At 63.4% G+C, this 19,280-nt stretch carries 17 protein-coding genes; 6 read left to right on the top strand and 11 right to left on the bottom strand.

What is annotated here, in order from left to right; all coding sequences use genetic code 11:
* The first annotated feature begins 50 nt into the window (after positions 1-50).
* Genes hsdR through DD542_RS19005 form a run of 5 tightly spaced genes read left to right on the top strand, consistent with a single transcriptional unit; the run spans position 51 to position 9,905 of the window.
* Complete coding sequence (gene hsdR, locus DD542_RS19025; protein ID WP_127806705.1) at positions 51-3,461, top strand: type I restriction-modification system endonuclease; 3,411 nt, start codon at positions 51-53, stop codon at positions 3,459-3,461.
* Positions 3,462-3,472: 11 nt separating this feature from the next.
* Positions 3,473-5,050, top strand: a complete 1,578-nt coding sequence (locus DD542_RS19020) for an N-6 DNA methylase (RefSeq protein WP_127806704.1) — start codon at positions 3,473-3,475, stop codon at positions 5,048-5,050.
* Positions 5,047-6,078 (top strand): PDDEXK nuclease domain-containing protein, encoded by a 1,032-nt coding sequence (locus DD542_RS19015; RefSeq protein ID WP_127806703.1) that lies wholly within the window; start codon positions 5,047-5,049, stop codon positions 6,076-6,078. Before DD542_RS19020 ends, DD542_RS19015 begins: the two co-directional genes overlap by 4 nt.
* Positions 6,071-7,948, top strand: a complete 1,878-nt coding sequence (locus DD542_RS19010) for a restriction endonuclease subunit S (protein ID WP_127806702.1) — start codon at positions 6,071-6,073, stop codon at positions 7,946-7,948. The genes DD542_RS19015 and DD542_RS19010 overlap by 8 nt, the downstream gene beginning before the upstream one ends.
* Entirely contained in the window at positions 7,932-9,905 is a 1,974-nt protein-coding gene (locus DD542_RS19005; protein ID WP_127806701.1) for a chromosome segregation protein SMC, read from the top strand. Before DD542_RS19010 ends, DD542_RS19005 begins: the two co-directional genes overlap by 17 nt.
* A gap of 32 nt (positions 9,906-9,937) precedes the next feature.
* Here DD542_RS19005 and DD542_RS24225 read toward each other — a convergent pair whose 3' ends face one another.
* Complete coding sequence (locus DD542_RS24225; RefSeq protein WP_277750675.1) at positions 9,938-10,486, bottom strand: ParB N-terminal domain-containing protein; 549 nt, start codon at positions 10,484-10,486, stop codon at positions 9,938-9,940.
* A gap of 513 nt (positions 10,487-10,999) precedes the next feature.
* Positions 11,000-11,392, bottom strand: coding sequence for an ATPase (locus tag DD542_RS18995; RefSeq protein ID WP_066161138.1), 393 nt, complete (start codon positions 11,390-11,392; stop codon positions 11,000-11,002).
* A gap of 383 nt (positions 11,393-11,775) precedes the next feature.
* Here DD542_RS18995 and DD542_RS18990 point away from each other — a divergent pair, with 383 nt between their 5' ends.
* Positions 11,776-12,096, top strand: a complete 321-nt coding sequence (locus DD542_RS18990; protein WP_066159809.1) for a YnfA family protein — start codon at positions 11,776-11,778, stop codon at positions 12,094-12,096.
* 28 nt (positions 12,097-12,124) lie between these two features.
* On the opposite strand, the gene DD542_RS18985 is transcribed toward DD542_RS18990, so the two are convergent.
* From DD542_RS18985 to ccmB, 9 genes are all read right to left on the bottom strand, one after another.
* Positions 12,125-12,562 (bottom strand): MerR family transcriptional regulator, encoded by a 438-nt coding sequence (locus DD542_RS18985; RefSeq protein ID WP_066159807.1) that lies wholly within the window; start codon positions 12,560-12,562, stop codon positions 12,125-12,127.
* Between the two features lie 357 nt (positions 12,563-12,919).
* Positions 12,920-14,188 (bottom strand): c-type cytochrome biogenesis protein CcmI, encoded by a 1,269-nt coding sequence (ccmI, locus tag DD542_RS18980; RefSeq protein WP_066159805.1) that lies wholly within the window; start codon positions 14,186-14,188, stop codon positions 12,920-12,922.
* Positions 14,185-14,664, bottom strand: coding sequence for a cytochrome c-type biogenesis protein (locus tag DD542_RS18975; protein ID WP_241559596.1), 480 nt, complete (start codon positions 14,662-14,664; stop codon positions 14,185-14,187). Before DD542_RS18975 ends, ccmI begins: the two co-directional genes overlap by 4 nt.
* A gap of 13 nt (positions 14,665-14,677) precedes the next feature.
* Complete coding sequence (locus DD542_RS18970) at positions 14,678-15,202, bottom strand: DsbE family thiol:disulfide interchange protein (protein WP_066159800.1); 525 nt, start codon at positions 15,200-15,202, stop codon at positions 14,678-14,680.
* Positions 15,199-17,214, bottom strand: a complete 2,016-nt coding sequence (locus DD542_RS18965; RefSeq protein ID WP_066159797.1) for a heme lyase CcmF/NrfE family subunit — start codon at positions 17,212-17,214, stop codon at positions 15,199-15,201. The genes DD542_RS18970 and DD542_RS18965 overlap by 4 nt, the downstream gene beginning before the upstream one ends.
* On the bottom strand, positions 17,211-17,675 hold the full coding sequence (gene ccmE, locus DD542_RS18960; RefSeq protein ID WP_066159794.1) for a cytochrome c maturation protein CcmE: 465 nt from the start codon (positions 17,673-17,675) through the stop codon (positions 17,211-17,213). The genes DD542_RS18965 and ccmE overlap by 4 nt, the downstream gene beginning before the upstream one ends.
* On the bottom strand, positions 17,672-17,845 hold the full coding sequence (gene ccmD, locus DD542_RS18955; protein WP_084397547.1) for a heme exporter protein CcmD: 174 nt from the start codon (positions 17,843-17,845) through the stop codon (positions 17,672-17,674). Before ccmD ends, ccmE begins: the two co-directional genes overlap by 4 nt.
* On the bottom strand, positions 17,842-18,600 hold the full coding sequence (gene ccmC / locus DD542_RS18950; protein ID WP_127806699.1) for a heme ABC transporter permease CcmC: 759 nt from the start codon (positions 18,598-18,600) through the stop codon (positions 17,842-17,844). The genes ccmD and ccmC overlap by 4 nt, the downstream gene beginning before the upstream one ends.
* 3 nt (positions 18,601-18,603) lie before the next feature.
* Entirely contained in the window at positions 18,604-19,269 is a 666-nt protein-coding gene (gene ccmB / locus DD542_RS18945) for a heme exporter protein CcmB (protein ID WP_066159845.1), read from the bottom strand.
* Between the last annotated feature and the right edge of the window lie 11 nt (positions 19,270-19,280).

Here is a 19,280-nt window from a genome sequence, read left to right as displayed (position 1 = left end):
AATCTGTTTTGCAACGTCTGCAGAATTCACCAACAAAACGACGGCTGAACATGCAAGGGAGCAAGCGTTCCAATTTCGATCTGCTCAAACCCTATGAGCAGCAGCTCTGGCGTCTCGGCGCCCTGGCGGAGCGGTACTTTTCAGACGACCCCAACACCAGTCTGCTGAAGCTTCGCCAGCTCGCCGAACTTCTGACCCAGACGGTCGCCGCCCGGATCGGCCTGTACACCTCGGCTGAAGAGTCCCAATACGACCTGATCCGGCGCCTTCAGGCCGATGGTTTCCTGCCTCGGGAAATCAAGCAGCTGTTGGACCAGATTCGTGTGGCGGGCAATGCCGCCAACCACGCACTCGAAGGCAACCACGCCAAAGCCCTGACCTCCCTTCGGTTCGCCTGGCAATTGGTGCTCTGGTTCCACCGCACTTTCAAAGATCCCGGATACCGATCCGGCCCGTTCCTGCCGCCGGCGCCGCCTGCTGACGAGGGCGCCGAACTCAAAAGCCAGCTGGATGAGCTGCGCCAGGCGGTGGTCGAATACCAATCCAAGCACGAGCAGGTTCAAAACCAGCTGACACAGGCCCAGTCGCAACTCTCCACTCTGGCCGAAGAGCGCACGGTGTGGGAACAGGTCGCCACCGAAGCCGAAGAAGCCAAGACACAACTCGGCCAGCGCCTTGAAGCCCTGCAGACCGAAGTCAAGGCGGCACCACAATTCAACAAGACCCAGCTGCTGTCGTTTGCCACCGCCGCCGCGTCGCAGGTGGTGCTGGACGAATCCCAGACTAGGCGCCTGATCGACGAACAACTGCGCCAAGCTGGCTGGGAAGCCGACACCGAAGTTTTGCGCTACAGCAAAGGCACCCGCCCGGAGCGAGGCCGCAACATCGCCATCGCCGAATGGCCCTGCGAGGGCTACTCGGCCGACTACGTGCTGTTCCAAGGCCTCACCCCTCTGGCGGTGGTGGAAGCAAAACGCGAAGCCAAAGACGTGTCGGCCGCGTTGCAACAAAGCAAGCGCTACAGCCGCACCTTCGGCGCCAGCTCAGAGACCTTTCTCCACGAAGAAAACTGGGGCGAACGCGGCGAGTTCCGCGTCCCCTTTGTGTTCGCCACCAACGGGCGCCCCTACCTGCGCCAGCTGGCCACCAAGAGCGGCATCTGGTTCTGCGACCTGCGCCGCCCTGAGAACCTGGCCCATGCACTGGACGGCTGGTACTCGCCCCAGGGGTTGCAGGTCCTGCTATCGCGTGACGAAGCCCGCGCAGACCAGGAACTGAGCAACACCGCTTTCAACTACGGTTTCCCGCTGCGCCACTACCAGCAAACCGCCATCCAGGAAACCGAGCGCCGCATCAGCCAGGGCCAGCGCGAAATCCTGCTGGCCATGGCCACTGGCACCGGCAAAACCAAAACCTGCGTCGCGCTCATCTACCGCCTGCTCAAGGCCAAGCGCTTCCGTCGCATCCTGTTTCTCGTGGACCGTTCAGCGCTGGGCATCCAGGCCGCGAACGCCTTCAAAGACACCCGCATGGAACGCCTGCAGACCTTTGCAGACGTGTTCGGCATCAAGGAACTGGACGAGCAGATGCCCGACGAGGACACGGGCGTCCAGGTGGCCACCGTGCAAGGCATGATGAAACGGGTGCTGTTTCCGGCCGATGGCGTGGCGCCGCCCACCGTGGACCAGTTCGACTGCATCGTCATCGACGAATGCCACCGCGGCTACACGCTGGACCGCGAGATGTCAGACACCGAAATGGCCTTTCGCGGGTTTGACGACTACATCTCCAAATACCGCCGGGTGCTCGACTATTTCGACGCCACCAAGATCGGCCTGACCGCCACCCCGGCGCTGCACACCACCGAAATCTTTGGCGCACCGGTCTATTCGTACACCTACCGCGAGGCCGTGGTCGACGGCTTCCTGGTGGACTACGAGCCGCCGATCCAGCTCTACACCGAGCTGTCCACCCACGGCATGACCTGGCACGTGGGCGAAGACGTCAAGGTCTACGACGTTACCAAGAACCAGATCGACCTGTTCAAGGCGCCCGACGAGATCAAGCTCCAGGTCGAAGACTTCAACCGCAAGGTCATCACCCGCCCCTTCAACGAAGCGGTGTGCCAGTACCTGGCCCAGGAGCTGGACCCCAGCGGGCGCCGCAAAACCCTGATTTTCTGCGTCAGCAGCAGCCACGCCGATCTGGTGGTCGAAGTCCTCAAAAAAGCCTTCGAAACTCAATACGGTTCGGTGGAAGACGACGCCGTCATCAAGATCACCGGCGACGCCGACAAACCCCTGGAACTCATCCGCCGCTACAAAAACGAGCGCCTGCCCAACGTGGCGGTCACGGTGGACCTGCTCACCACCGGCATCGACGTGCCGGAAATCTGCAACCTGGTCTTCCTGCGCCAGGTCAACAGCCGCATCCTGTTTGACCAGATGCTCGGCCGCGCCACCCGACTGTGCGACTTTGACGGCGAAGCCAAAGACAACTTCCGGGTCATCGACGCCGTCCGCGTGTTCGAGAACATCGGGAACATGACCGCCATGAAACCTGTGGTGGTCAACCCTAAGCTCAGCTTCTCGCAGCTGGAAGGCGAACTGCTCACCGTGGCTCACGACGCGGCCCGCGAACTCGTGCGCGACCAGTTCCTGGCCAAGTTCCAGGTCAAGAAGCGCCACCTCAAAGGCAAAGACGCCCAGGACTTCGAGACCAAGGCCGGCATGTCGGCCGATGACTTCGTCAAAAAGGTCCGAGCCCTCCCCTTGAACGAGCTGGCCAGGTGGTTTGCCCAGCACCCCGATCTGGGTGAAATCCTCGACCGCAAGCACGAAGGCAATGGCCAGGGCATGTACGTCTCTGACCACCCGGACCAACTGAAAACCGTCGAACGCGGGTACGGCAAGGCCACCCGTCCCGAGGATTACCTCAAGGAATTCAAAGCCTTCATCGAAAGCCACGGCAACGAGCTGCCAGCGCTGCTCACCGTGCTCACCCGCCCGCGCGACCTCACCCGCCAGCAGCTCAAAGAGCTGGTGCTGGCGCTGGACAAGGCCGGCTACACCGAGGCCCGCCTCGCCACCGCCTGGCGCGAACTCAGCAACCAGGACATTGCCGCCCGCATCATTGGCTATATTCGCCAGGCCGCCGTGGGGGATGCCCTGCTTCCCTACGCCGAGCGCGTAGACCACGCCCTGCAAAACCTGCTGGCCAAACCACCTGGCGGCGTGCCTTGGACCAGCCCGCAGCGCGACTGGCTCAAACGCATCGCCGCGCAAACCAAAGCCAACCTGCTGGTGGACCGCGCCGCCCTCGACGACCCCGACCTCATATTCAAACGCGAAGGCGGTGGCTTCAACCGCCTCGACAAAATCTTCAATGGCCAGCTCCAGCCCGTGCTGGAAGCCTTTAACGATGCGCTGTGGGCACCGCCGCCCCAGTCTGCACAACGCTGAAACCGAATCCCATGTCCAACCCCAATGCCGCGCTCGACATCGGCGCCAAGCTCTGGTCGCTCTGCAATGTGCTGCGCGACGACGGTGTCACCTACCACCAGTACCTGAGCGAACTCACCTACCTGCTGTTCCTGAAAATGATGCAGGAGACCGGGCAGGAAGAACGCCTGACCGTGTTCAAGTCGCCCAAGAAGGGCGAACCCAAGTTGTTGCAGCCCGGCGTGCGCTGGGCCGACCTGATCAGCGCCTCCGCGCCAGACCGGCTCGACACCTACAAGGAAATGCTGCTGGACTACGGCCTGCACGGCCAGGGCGCGGTGCAAGCCATCTACGCAAACGCCAACACCTTCATCACCAAGCCAGCCACGCTGAGCAAGCTCGTCACTGAAATCGACGCGCTCGACTGGTACAGCGTGCAGCGCGACGACCTGGGCGACCTTTACGAAAACCTGCTGGAACGCAACGCCACCGAGAAGAAAAGCGGCGCCGGCCAGTACTTCACGCCCCGCCACCTGATCGACAGCATCGTCACCGTGCTCAACCCCCAGCTGGGCGACGTGATCCAGGATCCGGCGGCCGGCACATGCGGCTTCCTGATTGCGGCCAACAACCACCTGCGCAGACACAACGACTTCGACAGCCTCAAGGAAGAAGCCCAGCGCCGCTACCGCCACAACACCTTCTACGGCATGGAGCTGGTGCAAGACACCCACCGCCTGGCGCTGATGAACATGCTGCTGCACGGCATTGAAGGTGGTGTGGACTATGGCGACACCCTGAGCGAGGACTACCGCAAGCTCCCGCCCGCCACGCTGATCCTGTCGAACCCGCCCTTTGGTACCAAAAAGGGCGGCGGCCTGCCCACCCGCACCGACCTCACTTACCTCACTAGCAACAAGCAGTTCGCTTTCTTGCAGCACATCTACCGCAGCCTCAAGCCGGGTGGCCGGGCCGCCGTTGTGCTGCCCGACAACGTGCTTTTTGAAAGTAACGTGGGCACCGAAATCCGCCGCGATTTGATGGAGAAGTGCAACCTCCACACCATCCTGCGCCTGCCCACCGGCATCTTTTACGCGCAGGGCGTCAAGACCAACGTGCTCTTCTTCACCAAGGGCGAAAAGGACAAGGGCAACACCAAAGAAGTCTGGGTGTACGACATGCGCGCCAATATGCCCCAGTTTGGCAAGCGCACCCCCTTCACGCGCGACTACTTCCGCACACCGGCAGACGCGCCCGCCAGCCAGCCGCGCGACAAGTTTGAAGACGTGTTCGGCGACGACCCGAAAGGCGGCCCCGCAGCACTGGCCCAACGCGTGGACACCGGCGAAACCGGCCGCTGGCGCAAGTTCACCCGCGAACAGATTGCCGCGCGGGGCGACAACCTCGACATCGCCTGGCTCAAGGACGACAGCGCCGAAACCGCCGAAGCCCAGCGCGACGACCCTGCCCTGGTGGCCCGGCTGCTGCAGCGCGAGCTGGGCGGCGCCATGGCCGAACTGCGTGCCCTGCTCGAAGAACTGGGCGAAGACCCCGACGCCGCGCTGGACGACCTGTTGATCGACGAAACCGGGCAAGAGGCCCAGGCATGAGCCAGCTCACGCCCACCCCGGCCGACAGCCTGCACGCGGAACTGCGTGCGCTCATCGCCAGCAGCCGCCAGCGCCTGGCCAGCGCCGTCAACGCTGAACTCACCCGCCTGTACTGGACCGTAGGCCAGCGCCTGAACGCGGAAGTGTTGGGCGGCGAACGTGCCAGCTACGGCGCCCAGCTGCTCGACCAGCTGGGCAAGCAACTGTCCAGTGAGTTTGGTCGCGGCTTCGAATCCCGCAACCTCCGCCGCATGGTGAAGTTTGCCGAAGCGTTCCCCAGCGCCGAAATTGTGTCGACACTGTCGGCAAAATTGAGCTGGAGCCACCTGGTGGCCATCGTGGCCCTCAAAACCCCGGAAGCCCGCCAGTTCTACGCCCACCATGCCGCGCAAGACGGCTGGAGCGTGCGCGAGCTGGGCCACCAGATCGAGCGCAAAGCCTTCGAGCGCACGGAGATCGCCAGCACCCAGGTGCCCGCGCTGGCGGCCACGCCCCCCCAGATCTTCAAAGACCCCTACTTCCTGGACTTTCTGGGCCTGCGCCAGGGCCACGACGAGGCCGACCTCGAAGCTGCCATCCTGCGCCAGCTCGAAGCCTTCATCCTGGAGCTGGGCCGGGGCTTTGCCTTTGTCGAACGGCAAAAGCGCATGGTCATCGATGGCGAAGACTTCTACCTGGACCTGCTGTTCTTCCACCGCCGCCTGCGCCGGCTGGTGGCCATCGAACTCAAGCTCGGCCGCTTCAAGGCGGCGCACAAAGGCCAGATGGAGCTGTACCTGAAGTGGTTGGACAAACACGAACGCCAGCAAGGCGAGGAAGCGCCCATCGGCCTCATCCTCTGCGCCGAATCCAGCCGAGAACAGGTGGAACTGCTGCAGATGCACAAGGACGGCATCACCGTGGCCGAATACTGGACGGAGCTGCCGCCCAAGGCCGAGCTGGAACAGCGGCTGCACGAGGCGCTAATAGAAGCGCGTGAACGGCTGGCACGGCGCGGGTTGCTGCTGGAAGGGGGCAGTGATGAGTGAACTGCCGACGGGCTGGGTCACGGCACCAATTGGCAGGTTGTGCACCCTGCTCAACGGCCGAGCATTCAAGCCAACAGAATGGGCAGCGACTGGGTTGCCTATCGTTCGAATTCAGAACTTGAACAACCCAGAAGCCTCGTACAACCACTATCGTGGTGAAGTTTCCGAGCGGCACCAATTGCAAGGGGGTGAACTACTTTTCGCGTGGTCTGGCACGCCGGGCACATCCTTTGGTGCGCACATCTGGCATGGAAAGGAGGCGGCACTCAACCAGCACATCTTTCGCGTTGATTTCGATAGTGCCGTGCTGGACAAACGGTTCTTTCGCTTTGCCATCAATGAAAAGCTGAACGAATTGATTGGCGTGGCTCAAGGCGGAGTCGGACTGAGGCACGTCACCAAGGGGGTCTTTGAAGGGACTGAAGTTGTTGTTCCGCCGCGCCTCGAACAGACCCGCATCGCTGATCAGCTCGACACACTGCTGGCACGGATCAGAACCTGCAAGTTGCGCCTTGAAGCCATTCCATATCTACTCAAACGTTTTCGGCGTGCGGTGTTGGATGCAGCAACTTCTGGGCAACTCACTTCCGATTGGCGAGACAACTCTGGCGGCTGTGCGCCATGGTCGCCCATCACTGTTGGAGAGGTACTTGTTGGAAAGCCCCGGAATGGCTATTCGCCCAAGGCTGTGGACTTTGAAACGCCAGTCCGGTCACTGACCCTGTCGGCCACCACCTCTGGAAGATTTCTGTCCCAACACACCAAGTTCATAGACGAGCAGATTTCAGATGATTCTCACCTGTGGCTGGAGCCTGGAGACATCCTGATTCAAAGGGCGAATTCACTGGACTACGTTGGCGTAAGCGCAGTTTTTGATGGTCCACGTCGCACGTTCATCTACCCGGATCTGATGATGAAGTGCCGACCAAACGAGCGTGTTCTTGGAAAGTACCTGTACTACGTTCTTAGCGCGGAGCGAACCAGAAAGTACTTCCGCGACAACGCCACGGGTACGGCAGGCAACATGCCCAAGATAAACCAGCAAACCGTCATGTCGGCGCCCTTCGACCTGCCCACTCTCGAAGAACAAGCAGAGATTGTTCGTCGAGTCGAAGCCTTCTCCAAGCTCGTCGAACAAATCGAAGCCCGTCACTCCGTTGCCGTTTCGCAAGTCCAGCGACTCCCCTCTCTGACTTTGGCCAAAGCCTTCCGTGGCGAGCTGGTCCAGCAGAACCCGCAAGACGAGCCAGCCAGTGTCCTGTTGCAGCGCATCGCTGGAAAGCAGCCCGAGAAACTGGAAATCACGCGCGGTCGGCCACGGATCAAGAAGCTGGAAACCGTAGAGTTTTTGCCGGTCGCCCTGCCCGACTGGTCCACCTTGCCCGCTGGCGTATGGGCCGCACAGGTGCCCGCCGACGAACACACGGCCACTGCTCTGCTCACTGCGGTGCTCAAGGCCTGGAACAAGCCCATGCCCCAGGACACGGCGCGCCTGGCCACCCTGTTGTGTCTACAGCCACGCCTGTTGACCGCAGCGCTGCCGGCAGAGCACGCCACGCAATGGCGCCGGCTGGTGGGCGATGCTGCAGCCCCCTTGCCGGCACGGGTGGTCACCCTGCAACCGGCCTTCAACACCCCCTGGCGCAATGCCATCAGCAAGATGCGGGCGCGAGGGGACCTGGTCGAAACCGGTTCTGGTGCGCAGGGCACCTGGGCGCTGGGGCCAGATGCAAAACGGGTAGACACAGTGGGTTGGCCCGATGGCCGTGCAGGCTGGGTGATGCACTACTTGCAAACGCACGGTGTGGAAGCGGTGTTGCCCACGCTGGCCACCGAGGTGCAGGAGTTTGTTCATGCGCGTGCAGCCTGAGCTGTTTGAACCCATGCCCCTGTCCGTCACGTTGCCACCCGGCGGTGAAGAACCAGCCCTCTGGGTGCGTCGGCTCACGATCTGGAAAGAACCCGGCCAACCGGTGCGCAGCATTGAACTGCGGCCCGGCCTGAACTTCATCTGGTCGCCCGACCCGGCCGACATGGGGAACCAGAGCGAAGCGGGTGAACTGGGCCACGGGGCCGGCAAGACCCTGTTTTGCAGGTTGCTGCGCTACTGCCTGGGTGAGGACCGTTTTGCGCCAGAAGATCAGCGGCTCAGCATCGGCACGGCCTTTCTGAACGGTTGGGTATCGGCCGAAGTGGTGCTGAAGGGCTCGCCATGGGCCGTGCTGCGTCCGCTGGGTGTGGGGCGCGGCCACTTTGCGGTGCAAGGCGTGATGCCAGAGCAACTGTTCGAGCGCTTGAACGAACCCACCGGCATGGCACCACTGATCGATGCCATCGAACAGCAGGTGATCACGAAGAAGGTCACCGCCTTGATGCCCGTGGACCAGTTGCACGATGCCTGGCGCGTGGCGCTGGCTTGGCTGACGCGGGACCAGGAATGCCGGTTCGACCATGTGCTGGACTGGCGTGCGGCGGAGTCCAACTCGGAATCGCCCACGCGGTCCATGTCGCGCGGCCGTTTGCAGGACGCGATGCGGGCGCTGATTGCCGCCATCTCGCCGGACGAAATGCAGCTGCAGGCCGAAGCCAACGCACAGGGCGAAGAACTCAAGACCCGACAGAACGAGGCCGCCCACTGGCAATGGTCCTGCGAGCACTTGCGCACCGATGTGTTGCGTTCGCTGGAACTGCCGCCAACGGCGGTGCCCGAAGGCCGCCTGGGACTGGAAGCACTTCGCCACGCCGCGCGGCAGAAGCTGGCGCAAGCCGCGAAAACGGACGATTCCGTGGATGTGTCCAATCTGGAGGCTTTGCGGCAACGCGCACGCGAAGCGGCCAAGGTGGTGACGGATCTTGAACAGCAACTGGCCGTGGCAAACAGCAACCTGCCCCTGCACAAGAGCCTGCTGAAAAACCTGCAAGCGGAACTGCCGGCCACTTCGGTTGAGGTACGGGACGCCGAGGTGCCCGCCTGCCAGATTTGCGAAGTACCCATTGACCGGGCTTTGGCCGAGGGCTGCAAGCTCTCACACAAACTGCCTGACCTCGACAAGTTGCGGCAACGGTACAAGGTGTTGCAGAAGCAGATCAAAGAGAAGTCGGCTGAAGTTGACGCCACTCAGGTGAACATCAACAGCACCAGGCAACAGCTACCAGCAGCGCGCACGACAAGTGACACGTTGCAGCAGGCCGTGAAGAAGGCAGAACGGCTGAGCGACAGCCGCTCGACAGCCTGGAGCCAGGGGAAAAAGAACCTGGACGACATCCAGCGACTGGAGCGCGACTGGGCATCGTGGGAGCTGGCTCAGGAAAAGGTCGCGAAACTGCAGGAACAGATCGACAAAAAGCGCGAGAGTCTAGCAGCGTTCCGCGACCAGCAGGTCGAGGTGTTTTCTGGTCTGTCCATCTACTTCAACGCGATCATCAGGGCTGCGGTGGGGCCTACCGCTTCCGGCAAGGTCACGCTCGACGGCAATGGCATGAAGCTGGCGGTTCAGCTGGGCGGTGAGCGTTCCACCGCCGCAATCGAGTCACTGAAGGTGATTGCCTTTGACCTGGCGGTGATGTGCATGAGCATGCAGGGGACCACCCGCCTTCCAGCGTTTCTGTTGCACGACAGCCCCCGCGAAGCCGATCTGGGACTGAGCGTCTACCACCGCCTGTTCGATGTGGTGAACGGGCTGGAAGGCACCTTGACATCGGCTTTTCAATACATCGTCACGACCACCACGCAACCCCCACCCGCGTTCCAGCAGACACCGTGGCTGCGCGAGGTGCTGCGCGGCGCGCCCCCGCAAGAGCGCCTTCTGCGCTGCGATCTGCCTTGAGCGACACCTGAAGGCTGGCAGGGCCTTGGCCCTCAGCGGGTCGGATGGATGTCGGTTGACGGTGTGGGTTGCTGGCGCGTTTGCTGTTGTTCGGTTTGTGGCGTCGGGTGTTGCCTGCTCTCTTGCGGCCTCTCGGGTTTCGTCTGCGCATCGGCCGCCTTGTTCGAATCGGTCACGCCCCTCACGAAGCTGGCAATGTGTTTCGCCAGTTGCCTGTCCGTCGCCTGATCCGATCCGGCGAGGGCCAGCCCGATCTGCACCCAGGCATCGACAGCAGCAGCCCTGGAGGCACGCAGCTTCGGTCCTTCGGTCTGGCTAGATCGGACCTTGCGCAAGCGTCCATCGTCTTGTGCCTTCAGCCGCCGACGCCCGGCCACCACCTCGAACCATTGCCCATCGGGCGAGGTGATGACGGTCAGGTTCTGCAGCAAACCCACGCGGGCGATGGATGCGGCAAGTTCAGGAATGGCCGTGCCGCCGCTCTGGCGCACGTTTCGGCTGGAGGGCCGCAGCCGCGACAAGGGGATCAGGTGCAGCTCGTAGGGAGCCACTTCCGGCACGGTGACGGAGTCACCGGTCATTGCCGCAGAGCTGACGGCTGCCGCAGCAGCCACGGCGCTCAAGGCCAGGGTTTCGGATTGGGTAACGGTGTTCATGTGAAATCTCCTGTCCCACACGGGGACCTTGTTCAAACAATGGAAGACATCGAAAACGGGTCGGAAGTCAGTCGGTGTTGTGCATCGGCGCTCTCCTTGGGTGTTGGGCTCCGCAGGGGCCGCGAAGCCCTTCGCGGCCATGGGCAGCAGCTGGGGCCGGCGCGGGTGCGCCGTCAAGGGAGGAAGCGAAGGCGCTGGTGCGGCCCGCAGGCGCAGCCGAGGACACGGGCGCCGCAGCGGCCCTTGACGGGGGGAGCGCCCGCAAAGGCCAGGCAAGTCGGTGAAACCGGCGCGCAGGGGGTGCGAATTGCGCAGCACCGCCGGAGAGAACAAGGTGGGCCCGTTCGGTCGAAGGCCAACACCAACAGCGCGGCGCAGCAACAGAAAAGCGCCGCTCCCGCGATCCACGGGGCGGCGCATCGAAGCCCCAGCGCAACGTCAATCCGTCGCTGGCACCATCGCCTGCAGTTGTTCGATCACGCCGGGTTCGACGAAGACACAGGGTTGCTCGGCCGCGACCGGGACGTTGAACACCCGGGCGAAGGCATCCCGCTTCATATGCGCCAGCCGCCCGGTGCGGTAGGCCTGCTCAGGTTTCATCAAGCCTGAACTCGATGGAGTGACGCTTCGCTGCGGGTCGCATTCGACCAGGGCCACGAAGCCCTCCGAGAACAAACGCTGGTGCTCGGGACACAGTCCCCAGCCCGTCGTCGTGTGGTGCTTCATGCTCGCGCGCAGGCGACGATCCAGCAGGATGTTGCCCGTGTCAAAAGAGGTGCCGCACACCAGACAAAGCTGCTGCTCCAGCGAAACGTGTGACTTGTCGTCCATGGTGATCTCCGATTGATCGGGCGGGATTGCCCGAGACCGGAACCGGCACGCCGCAGCGCAGCGGTCACAGGTTCGAAGACGGCCGAACGGCCGCCAGCGCCCACAGGGCGCGCAGACCTTGACGGCGAGAACGGTGTGCAAGGATGAAGGGATCAGCAAGCCAGCCCCACCACAACAGCAGGCGTGAGACAAGCAAGCGCAGCGCGCAGGCCGGGGGGATGCCAACGGCCGAAGGCGCAGGGATCGAAGCCGAATGGCCGTGACCCGGCATGGGGCGCGGGGCACAGCCCACAGAGCCCGACGGCGGCACGCCGGGACGCACCACCAGAAAAAGTCAAGCAGCACGTCTTTCTGGGTTATCCACCGGCCAGCACAATGCCATCATGAAAACCCTGCTGCTTTTCGTCGCCACCGCGCTGGCAGAAATCATCGGCTGCTATCTGCCCTACCTGTGGCTCAAGCAAGGCCGGTCCATGTGGCTGTTGGTGCCCGGCTTCCTGAGCCTGGCCTTGTTCGCCTGGCTCCTGACCTTGCACGACACGGCGGCCGGTCGCGTGTATGCCGCCTACGGCGGCGTCTACATCTCTGTGGCGCTTTTGTGGCTTTGGGCTGTCGATCAGGTGCGTCCCACCGTGTGGGATATCGCGGGCGTGGCGATGGCTCTGGTCGGCATGGGCATCATCATGTTCCAGCCGGCCCGTTGACCCCAGCCAGGGGGAAGGTGCTGATGCCTCAGGACAGCTTCACCGAGTGGCAAGCGCAGGCTTCACCATGTGCGGCGGCCACCAACTCCTTGAGGATGCCGCAATCGGCTGCGTCGTCGTCACAACGCCCGCAACTCGCTTTGAGCAGCAACAACTGCTTCTCCAATGCAAGCATGCTCTTGAGCCTCGCACGTACCCGCTCGATCTGCTCCTGCACCAGCCGGTCCACGTCCGGGTGCGGCTCGCCAGGGGCGTCCAGCGCACTCAGCAGTCGGCGGATGTCGGCCAGCGGCATCTCCAGCGCTCGGCAGTGCCGGATGAAGGCCAGTTGTTCCAAGTGGGCGTCGGTGTAGTCGCGGTAGCCGTTGTCTTGGCGCGCCGGTGCTGGCAGCAGGCTTTGCTTCTCGTAGTAGCGGATGGTTTCCACATCCACGCCCGTGGCTTGGGCCAGTTCCTTGATACGCATAGGGTCTTTCAGATCGTTTGAAGTGCAGACATGACTCTGGAACCGCTCCAGGGTTTTCAGTTCCCTCATCCTTTACCTGTAGGAGTTCCCATGTCAAAGCGCCGGTATTGGATCAATGAGAAAAGGCGATGGTTGTTCTTCTTCGTTGGTTGGGTCGGCTGATCGGTCCTTCGGGCAAAAGAACCAGCAACTAACCGTACTTGGACTGCGCTCAAATCCACCGACGCCCGCGTCCATGCTCGGTGCACACTACCGTCAGCTCCATGGCCTGGGGCATATCGCGAACAAAGAACAGCCCGCCACCATGGTGCGCCTGATCGATGAAAGGTTCGATTTGCGCGCTTGAACCGGACCGGCTCAGGGCACCACTGTGTTGATGTTGATCTGCAACTGGGAGCTGTTGCTGGCCACCGGCCCGCTGCTGCCCTGCAGGTCACCACTTTGCGGCAGCGCCTGAGCGGTGCGGCTGATGCGCGCCTCTACCACCACCTGCTCGTGCAGGGAGATGCGGTGCTCGGGCGTCATGGCCTTGCTGTCGTCCAGCGCAAAGGCCACCGGGCCAGCCGTGGCCGGCACACGCATCACGGCCAGCGGCATGCGCGGCCCTTGCACAGCACGCGCGAACACAAACAAGGTGTCGCCCGGCGCCAGTTTTGAACGCAGTTCGGGCGAAAGGCTGATCTGACCGCTCAAGCCAGGATGATCGACCGTCTCCGTGGTGGGTCTCTTGGCTACAGGTGCGGTTTTCTCCGCAAGGCGCTCCCCTTCCCCCTGTTGTGAGGCGATGCCGGCGCGCGCAGCCACCAGGCTGCTGTCCAGCCCCTGGGCAAACGGGCTTCCTGGCTCGGCCCGCTCGCGCGCACGCCGCCAGAAAGACTCGGCCAGCTCGAATTCCTGCCGGCCGTAGGCTGCGCTGCCGGCCAGCGCGAGCGCCTTGGGGTGGCCAGGGTCGATCACCAGGGCTCGATTGACGAGTCGCATGGACTCACTGCTTGCGTTTTGCCCTTGCAACAACGACAGCAGATCGGCCCGGTCGGCGAGCAGGTCGGGGTTGTCGGGGGTGAGTTCGAGCGCGCGTTGGTAGGCCTGATCAGCGTCGGCGAAACGTTGGCGGCTGGCGTGAGCGCGCGCCAGCATGGCCCAGGCGGGCGCATCCGCCGTCTGCCCCGGTGGCCGACTCTGGAGTTTCTGAGCCATCTGGCGGACCATGGCGTCCAGGTCCTTGCTCGACACTTCACCTTGTGCCTTGGCCAGTTCGGCCTCATAACGCACCGCATCGGGTTCGCCCAGATACAAGTACAGGCCGACGGCCAGCGCGGGAACAGCCACCATAAGTGCGAGCGCAGTGGCACTGCGAGGCGATGTTGGTTCGATGCGCTGGGTCGAGGCAGACTCCTGCAGCACCCGCCGCGCCAGTTCGGTCTGCGCTTGGGTGTGCTCGGTGGGCGAGATTTTTCCTTCAGCCAATTCGGTATCGAGCTGGGCGCGCTGCTCGCGCAGCAGAGCGATGTTGGTGCTTGATGCAGGCTGGCGGTCGGGCGTTGAGGACGGGCGCCACACCACCTTTACCAGAGGCCACACAGCCAGCGCCAGCATCGCCAACGCAAGGGCGTAGAACACGATCATGGAGCGCCTCCAGCTTCGTCAAGCAAGCGCTGGGCGCGCCGCAGTTCCGCCGTGCTCAGCGGCGCGGCCTCGGTCAACGGATCGCGCCGGCGGATGTTCATCAACAGCACTCCAGTGGCCACCAGCAACAACGCGAACGGACCGACCCACAACAGCACGGTGCTGAACTTGAGCGGCGGGCGATAGAGAACGAAATCGCCGTAGCGCTGTGACATGAATTCCAGAATCTGGGACTGTGTGCGGCCCTGCGTGAGCTGCTCGCGGATCTGCTGGCGCAGGTCCTTGGCCAGGTCGGCCTGCGAGGCAGCGACAGTTTCGTTCTGGCACACTAGGCAGCGCAGCTCTTCGGCGATCTTGAGCACGCGCGCTTCCAACTTGGGGTCGGCCGACAAGGGCGTGGCCTTCGACTCCAGCGGAGATTGTGCGACCACGCTGCCAGGCACCAGGAGCCAGCTCAACATCACGGCGATCAACATCAAACGCATGGGTTCAGGCACCGAGTTCGTTTATCAGCGGCAGCAGCTTCTCGCGCACCACCTCAGGCGTGACCGGGCCGGTGAACTTCATGCGGATCATGCCCTGCTTGTCGATCACATAGGTCTCGGGCACGCCGTACACACCGAAGTCCAGACCGACACGGCCGTCAGCGTCGAACAGCGTAGTTTTGTATGGGTTGCCGTGTTTGCCCAGCCAGCTCAGCGCTAGCTGGCGTTTGTCCTTGTAGTTCAGGCCGATCAGCGGCACGGCACTGGTTTTCGCCAGGTCCATGAGCACCGGGTGTTCCAGCTGACAGGCCACGCACCACGAGGCCCACACGTTGAGCAGCCACACCTGGCCGCGCAGGTCCTCGGGCGCGAACACCGTTTCGGGCACGGCCAGTGTGGGTAGGCGAAAGGATGGCGCCGGTTTGTCGATCAGTGGCGACGGCACGTCGCGCGGGTTGAGCTGCAGCCCCATGCCGAGAAAACCCAGCATCACCCCAAAGATGGCCAGTGGCCACAAATAACGTTTCATGGGCGTGCGCTCCGTACAGTCATCACCGGCCCCGCCGCGCCCGCGTTGTCAACGAGCGACGCGGCCGGTGCCACGGCAGCCGCCTTGCGGACGCGGTAACGCCGGTCCATCACGGCCATCAGCCCCCCCAGCGCCATCAGCAAACAACCGCCCCAGATCCAATTGACCATGGGCTTGTGGTGCAGGCGCACGCTCCACGCGGTTTCGCTCACCGGTTCACCGAGGGCCACGTAAACGTCACGCATCACGCCCCGGTCAATGGCCACCTCGGTCATGGGCATGCGGCTCACGGTGTAGACGCGGCGCTCGGGATGCATCACCGCCACCATCTCGCCACCCTGGCTCACGGTGAGCGTGGCGCGTGCAGAGGTGTAGTTCGGTCCCTGCACCATTTTCATCTCGTCCAGCCGGATGCTGTGGTCACCCACATCGGCGGTCTGGCCCACCTCCATGCGCACGTCGTTTTCGGTCTGAAAGCTGCTGACCACCGTGACACCGGCAATGAACACAGCAACGCCGAAGTGAGCAAGCAACATGCCGAAGTAGCTCCCCGGCTGGGTGCGAAACGCGCCCCAGGCGGAAGCCGGGTGCGAGCGCAGGCGCTGCACCAGGTTGAGCACCGCCGTGCTCGCCACCCACACCGCGAGCAGCAGTCCCAGGCCGGTGAGCGGTGACCAGCGCTGCAGCACTATCGGCGCGATCATCGCGCTGGCCACGCTCACTCCAGCGGCCCAACGCAGCTGGTGCGCGAGATCGCCCAGCGAGGCCTGCCGCCAGCGCGCCAGCGGCCCCACGCCCATGAGGAACAGGGCCGGTGCAATGAGCGGCACGAACACCGCGTTGAAGTACGGTGGGCCGACCGAGAGCTTGCCCATGCCAAGTGCGTCAATCACCAGCGGGTACAGCGTGCCCAACAGCACGGCGGCCGCAGCCACCACCAGCAGAATGTTGTTGGCCAGCAGCAGGCTTTCGCGCGAGAGCAGCTCGAACGCACCCCCACCGCCCACCTTAGGGCCGCGCCAGGCAAACAGCGCGAGCGAGCCGCCCACCGCGAGCGCGAAAAACACCAGAATGAACACGCCGCGAGCCGGGTCGGTGGCGAAGGCGTGCACTGAGCTCAACACACCCGAGCGCACGATGAAGGTGCCCAGCAGCGAGAGCGAAAACGCGAGAATGGCCAAGAGCGCGGTCCACAACTTGAAGCCACCGCGCTTCTCAGTCACCGAGAGCGAATGGATCAGTGCCGTGCCCACCAGCCAAGGCATGAAGGATGCGTTTTCCACGGGGTCCCAGAACCACCAGCCGCCCCAGCCCAGCTCGTAGTAAGCCCAGAAGCTACCCAGCGCAATGCCCAGGGTGAGGAAACACCAGGCCATGGTGGTCCAGGGGCGTGACCAGTGCGCCCAAGCCGCGTCAACGCGTCCAGCCAGCAGGGCCGACACGGCAAATGCGAAGGCCACAACAAACCCTACATAGCCCATGTAGAGCATAGGCGGGTGGATCGCCATGCCCAGGTCTTGCAGCAAGGGGTTGAGATCGCGTCCGTCCAGTGGCACCGGGTACAACCGCTCGAAGGGGTTAGAGGTAAGCAGGGTGAACAGCAGGAAGCCCACGCTGATCAGCCCCATAACGCCGAGCACACGCGCAAGCATCGCGTCGTCCAGTTGCTTCGAGAACTGGGCCACCGCCATCGTCCAGCCCGCCAGGATCAGCGTCCACAACAGGATGGAGCCTTCGTGATTGCCCCACACGGCGGTGACGCGGTAGATGAGTGGCGAGCTGGTATGCGAGTTCTGCGCCGCCAGCAACACGGAAAAATCGCTGGTAACGAAGGCATGCACCAGACAACCAAAGGCCACCAGCAACAACCCGAACTGCGCCTGCGCAGCCGGGCGAGCAATCGCCATCCAGCTGCTGCGACCCTGGTGCGCGCCCACCAGCGGAAACACGCTTTGCACCAGCGCCATCAGCAGCGCGAGTACGGTGGCGAAATGGCCAAGTTCGGGAATCATGGTTTCGCTCCTTCGGGGATCACGATGGATGTCTGTCCGGCGCGCGCGCGCGCCACGGCATCGGCGGCTTCGGGTGCCATGTAGTTCTCGTCGTGTTTGGCCAGCACCTGGTCGGCGCGAAACACACCGTCGGCCCCCAGCTTGCCTTGCGCCACCACCCCCTTGCCTTCCTGGAACAGGTCGGGAAGCAGGCCGGTGTAGGTCACAGGAATGCTCTTGGCCGTGTCGGTCACCATGAAGCGAATGGTCAGCCCCTGCGGCTCGCGCACTACGCTGCCCTGCTGCACCAGACCACCCACGCGAAAATTGCGCTCGCGTGGTGCTTCGTTGGCCAACACCTGCGTCGGGCTGAAGAAGAAAACGAGGTTGCTGTTGAAGGCGTTGAGCACCAAAGCGGTGGCGGCTCCAAGCGTGGCCAGACCCAAAGCGAGCGCCACAAATCGGCGGTTGCGGGGCTTCATGTCGTGGTCTCCTCTGCAGCGCGTTCGTCGCCCGCTTCCTGCGCCAGCAGGCGGCGGCGAAAGCGGATCACCATCAGCTCGGCAACCACCACCGCCGCGCACATGCCGAGCGACCCCCACACATACAGGCCGTAGCCCCCCATGGTTAGCAGCTCATCAAGGCTGTTCATGCGAGGCTCCCCAGTGTCTGTTGCGCCCACGGCGCGTGGCGTTCGCGCTCCAACATGATCAAGCGCACCCGGGCCAGCGCCACCGCGATGCAATACATCCAGCAGGCCACCGACATCACCAGCATGCCCAGCAGCATGGGCGTGGCCATGCTCGGCGCCTTGGTGATACTCACCGACGCGCCCTGGTGCAGCGTGTTCCACCACTGCACCGAGAAATAGATGATTGGCAGGTTGACCACGCCCACGATGGCCAGCAAGCCGGCGGCGCGGTCGGCGCGACGGGTGTCGTCGATCGCGCTGTGCAGCGCCATGAAACCGATGTAGAGAAAGAGCAGCACCAACTCGGAGGTGAGCCGCGCATCCCACACCCACCAGGTGCCCCAGGTAGGTTTGCCCCAGAGCGCGCCGGTCCACAGAGCCAGAAAGGTCATGAGTGCGCCGGTGGGCGCCAGCGCCGTGGCCATCATGGACGACAGGCGCGAGTTGAACACCAGGCCGATGGCCGCCCAGGTGGCCATGGCTAGGTACACCACCATTGACATCCAGGCCGTGGGGACGTGCACGAAGACTATGCGGTAGGCCTCGCCCTGCTGCGCGTCGGTGGGTGCCACCCATAGACCGAGGTAGAGGCCGATGGTGGTGAGCACCACGGCAAGCGCGCCAAACCACGGCACCAGCCTGCCGGCCAGCGAATAGAAGCGCTGCGGCGCAGCGTAATAGAACCAGTTGATTGAAAAAGGCGTGTTCTTACCCATCGGTCACTCCATCGAGATGCGCAAGGCGGCGCTGGTCACCAGCGGCGCGGCAAACAGGCTCAGCAGCAGCAAGGCGCCGAGCAGCGAAAAATGGCCACCCACACCCAGCCCTGCGTTGTGGGCTTCCACCGCGCCCGAGCCAAAGATCAGCACCGGAATCACCAGCGGCAGCGTGAGCAGCGACATCAACACTCCACCACCGCGCAGTCCCAGCGTCAGCGCCGCGCCAATCGCACCCACCAAACTCAGCACCGGCGTGCCGAGCAGCAGGGTGAGCAGCAGCACGCTAGTGGCCGAAGCGGAGAGGTCGAACTGCAACGCCAACAGCGGCGACACCAGCACCAGCAGCAGCACCGAGCCGCACCAGTGCGCCGCGATTTTGCCGAGCACCATCATGGGCAGAGGGTGTGTGGAAAGCAGCAATTGTTCGAGCGTGCCGTCCTGCAAATCGTCGGCAAACAAGCGTGCCTGCGGCAGCGTGCAGGCAAGGAGTGCTGCCACCCACACCACGCCCGGCGCCATGGTGCGCAAGAGAGCGGACTCAGGGCCTACACCCAGAGGAAACAGACTCACCACCATCACGAAAAAGACCACGGCGGTGAGCGTGTCGGCAGGCCGACGCAACGCTGTGCGAAGGTCGCGTTGGTAGACGCAGAGAAAACCATCCAGCCAGCCCTGCT

This window comes from Hydrogenophaga sp. NH-16, from assembly GCF_004006415.1.
GTDB lineage: Bacteria > Pseudomonadota > Gammaproteobacteria > Burkholderiales > Burkholderiaceae_C > Hydrogenophaga > Hydrogenophaga pseudoflava.
Note: the sequence above shows the minus strand (reverse complement) of the source record. Positions and strands in the feature narration are given on the sequence as shown.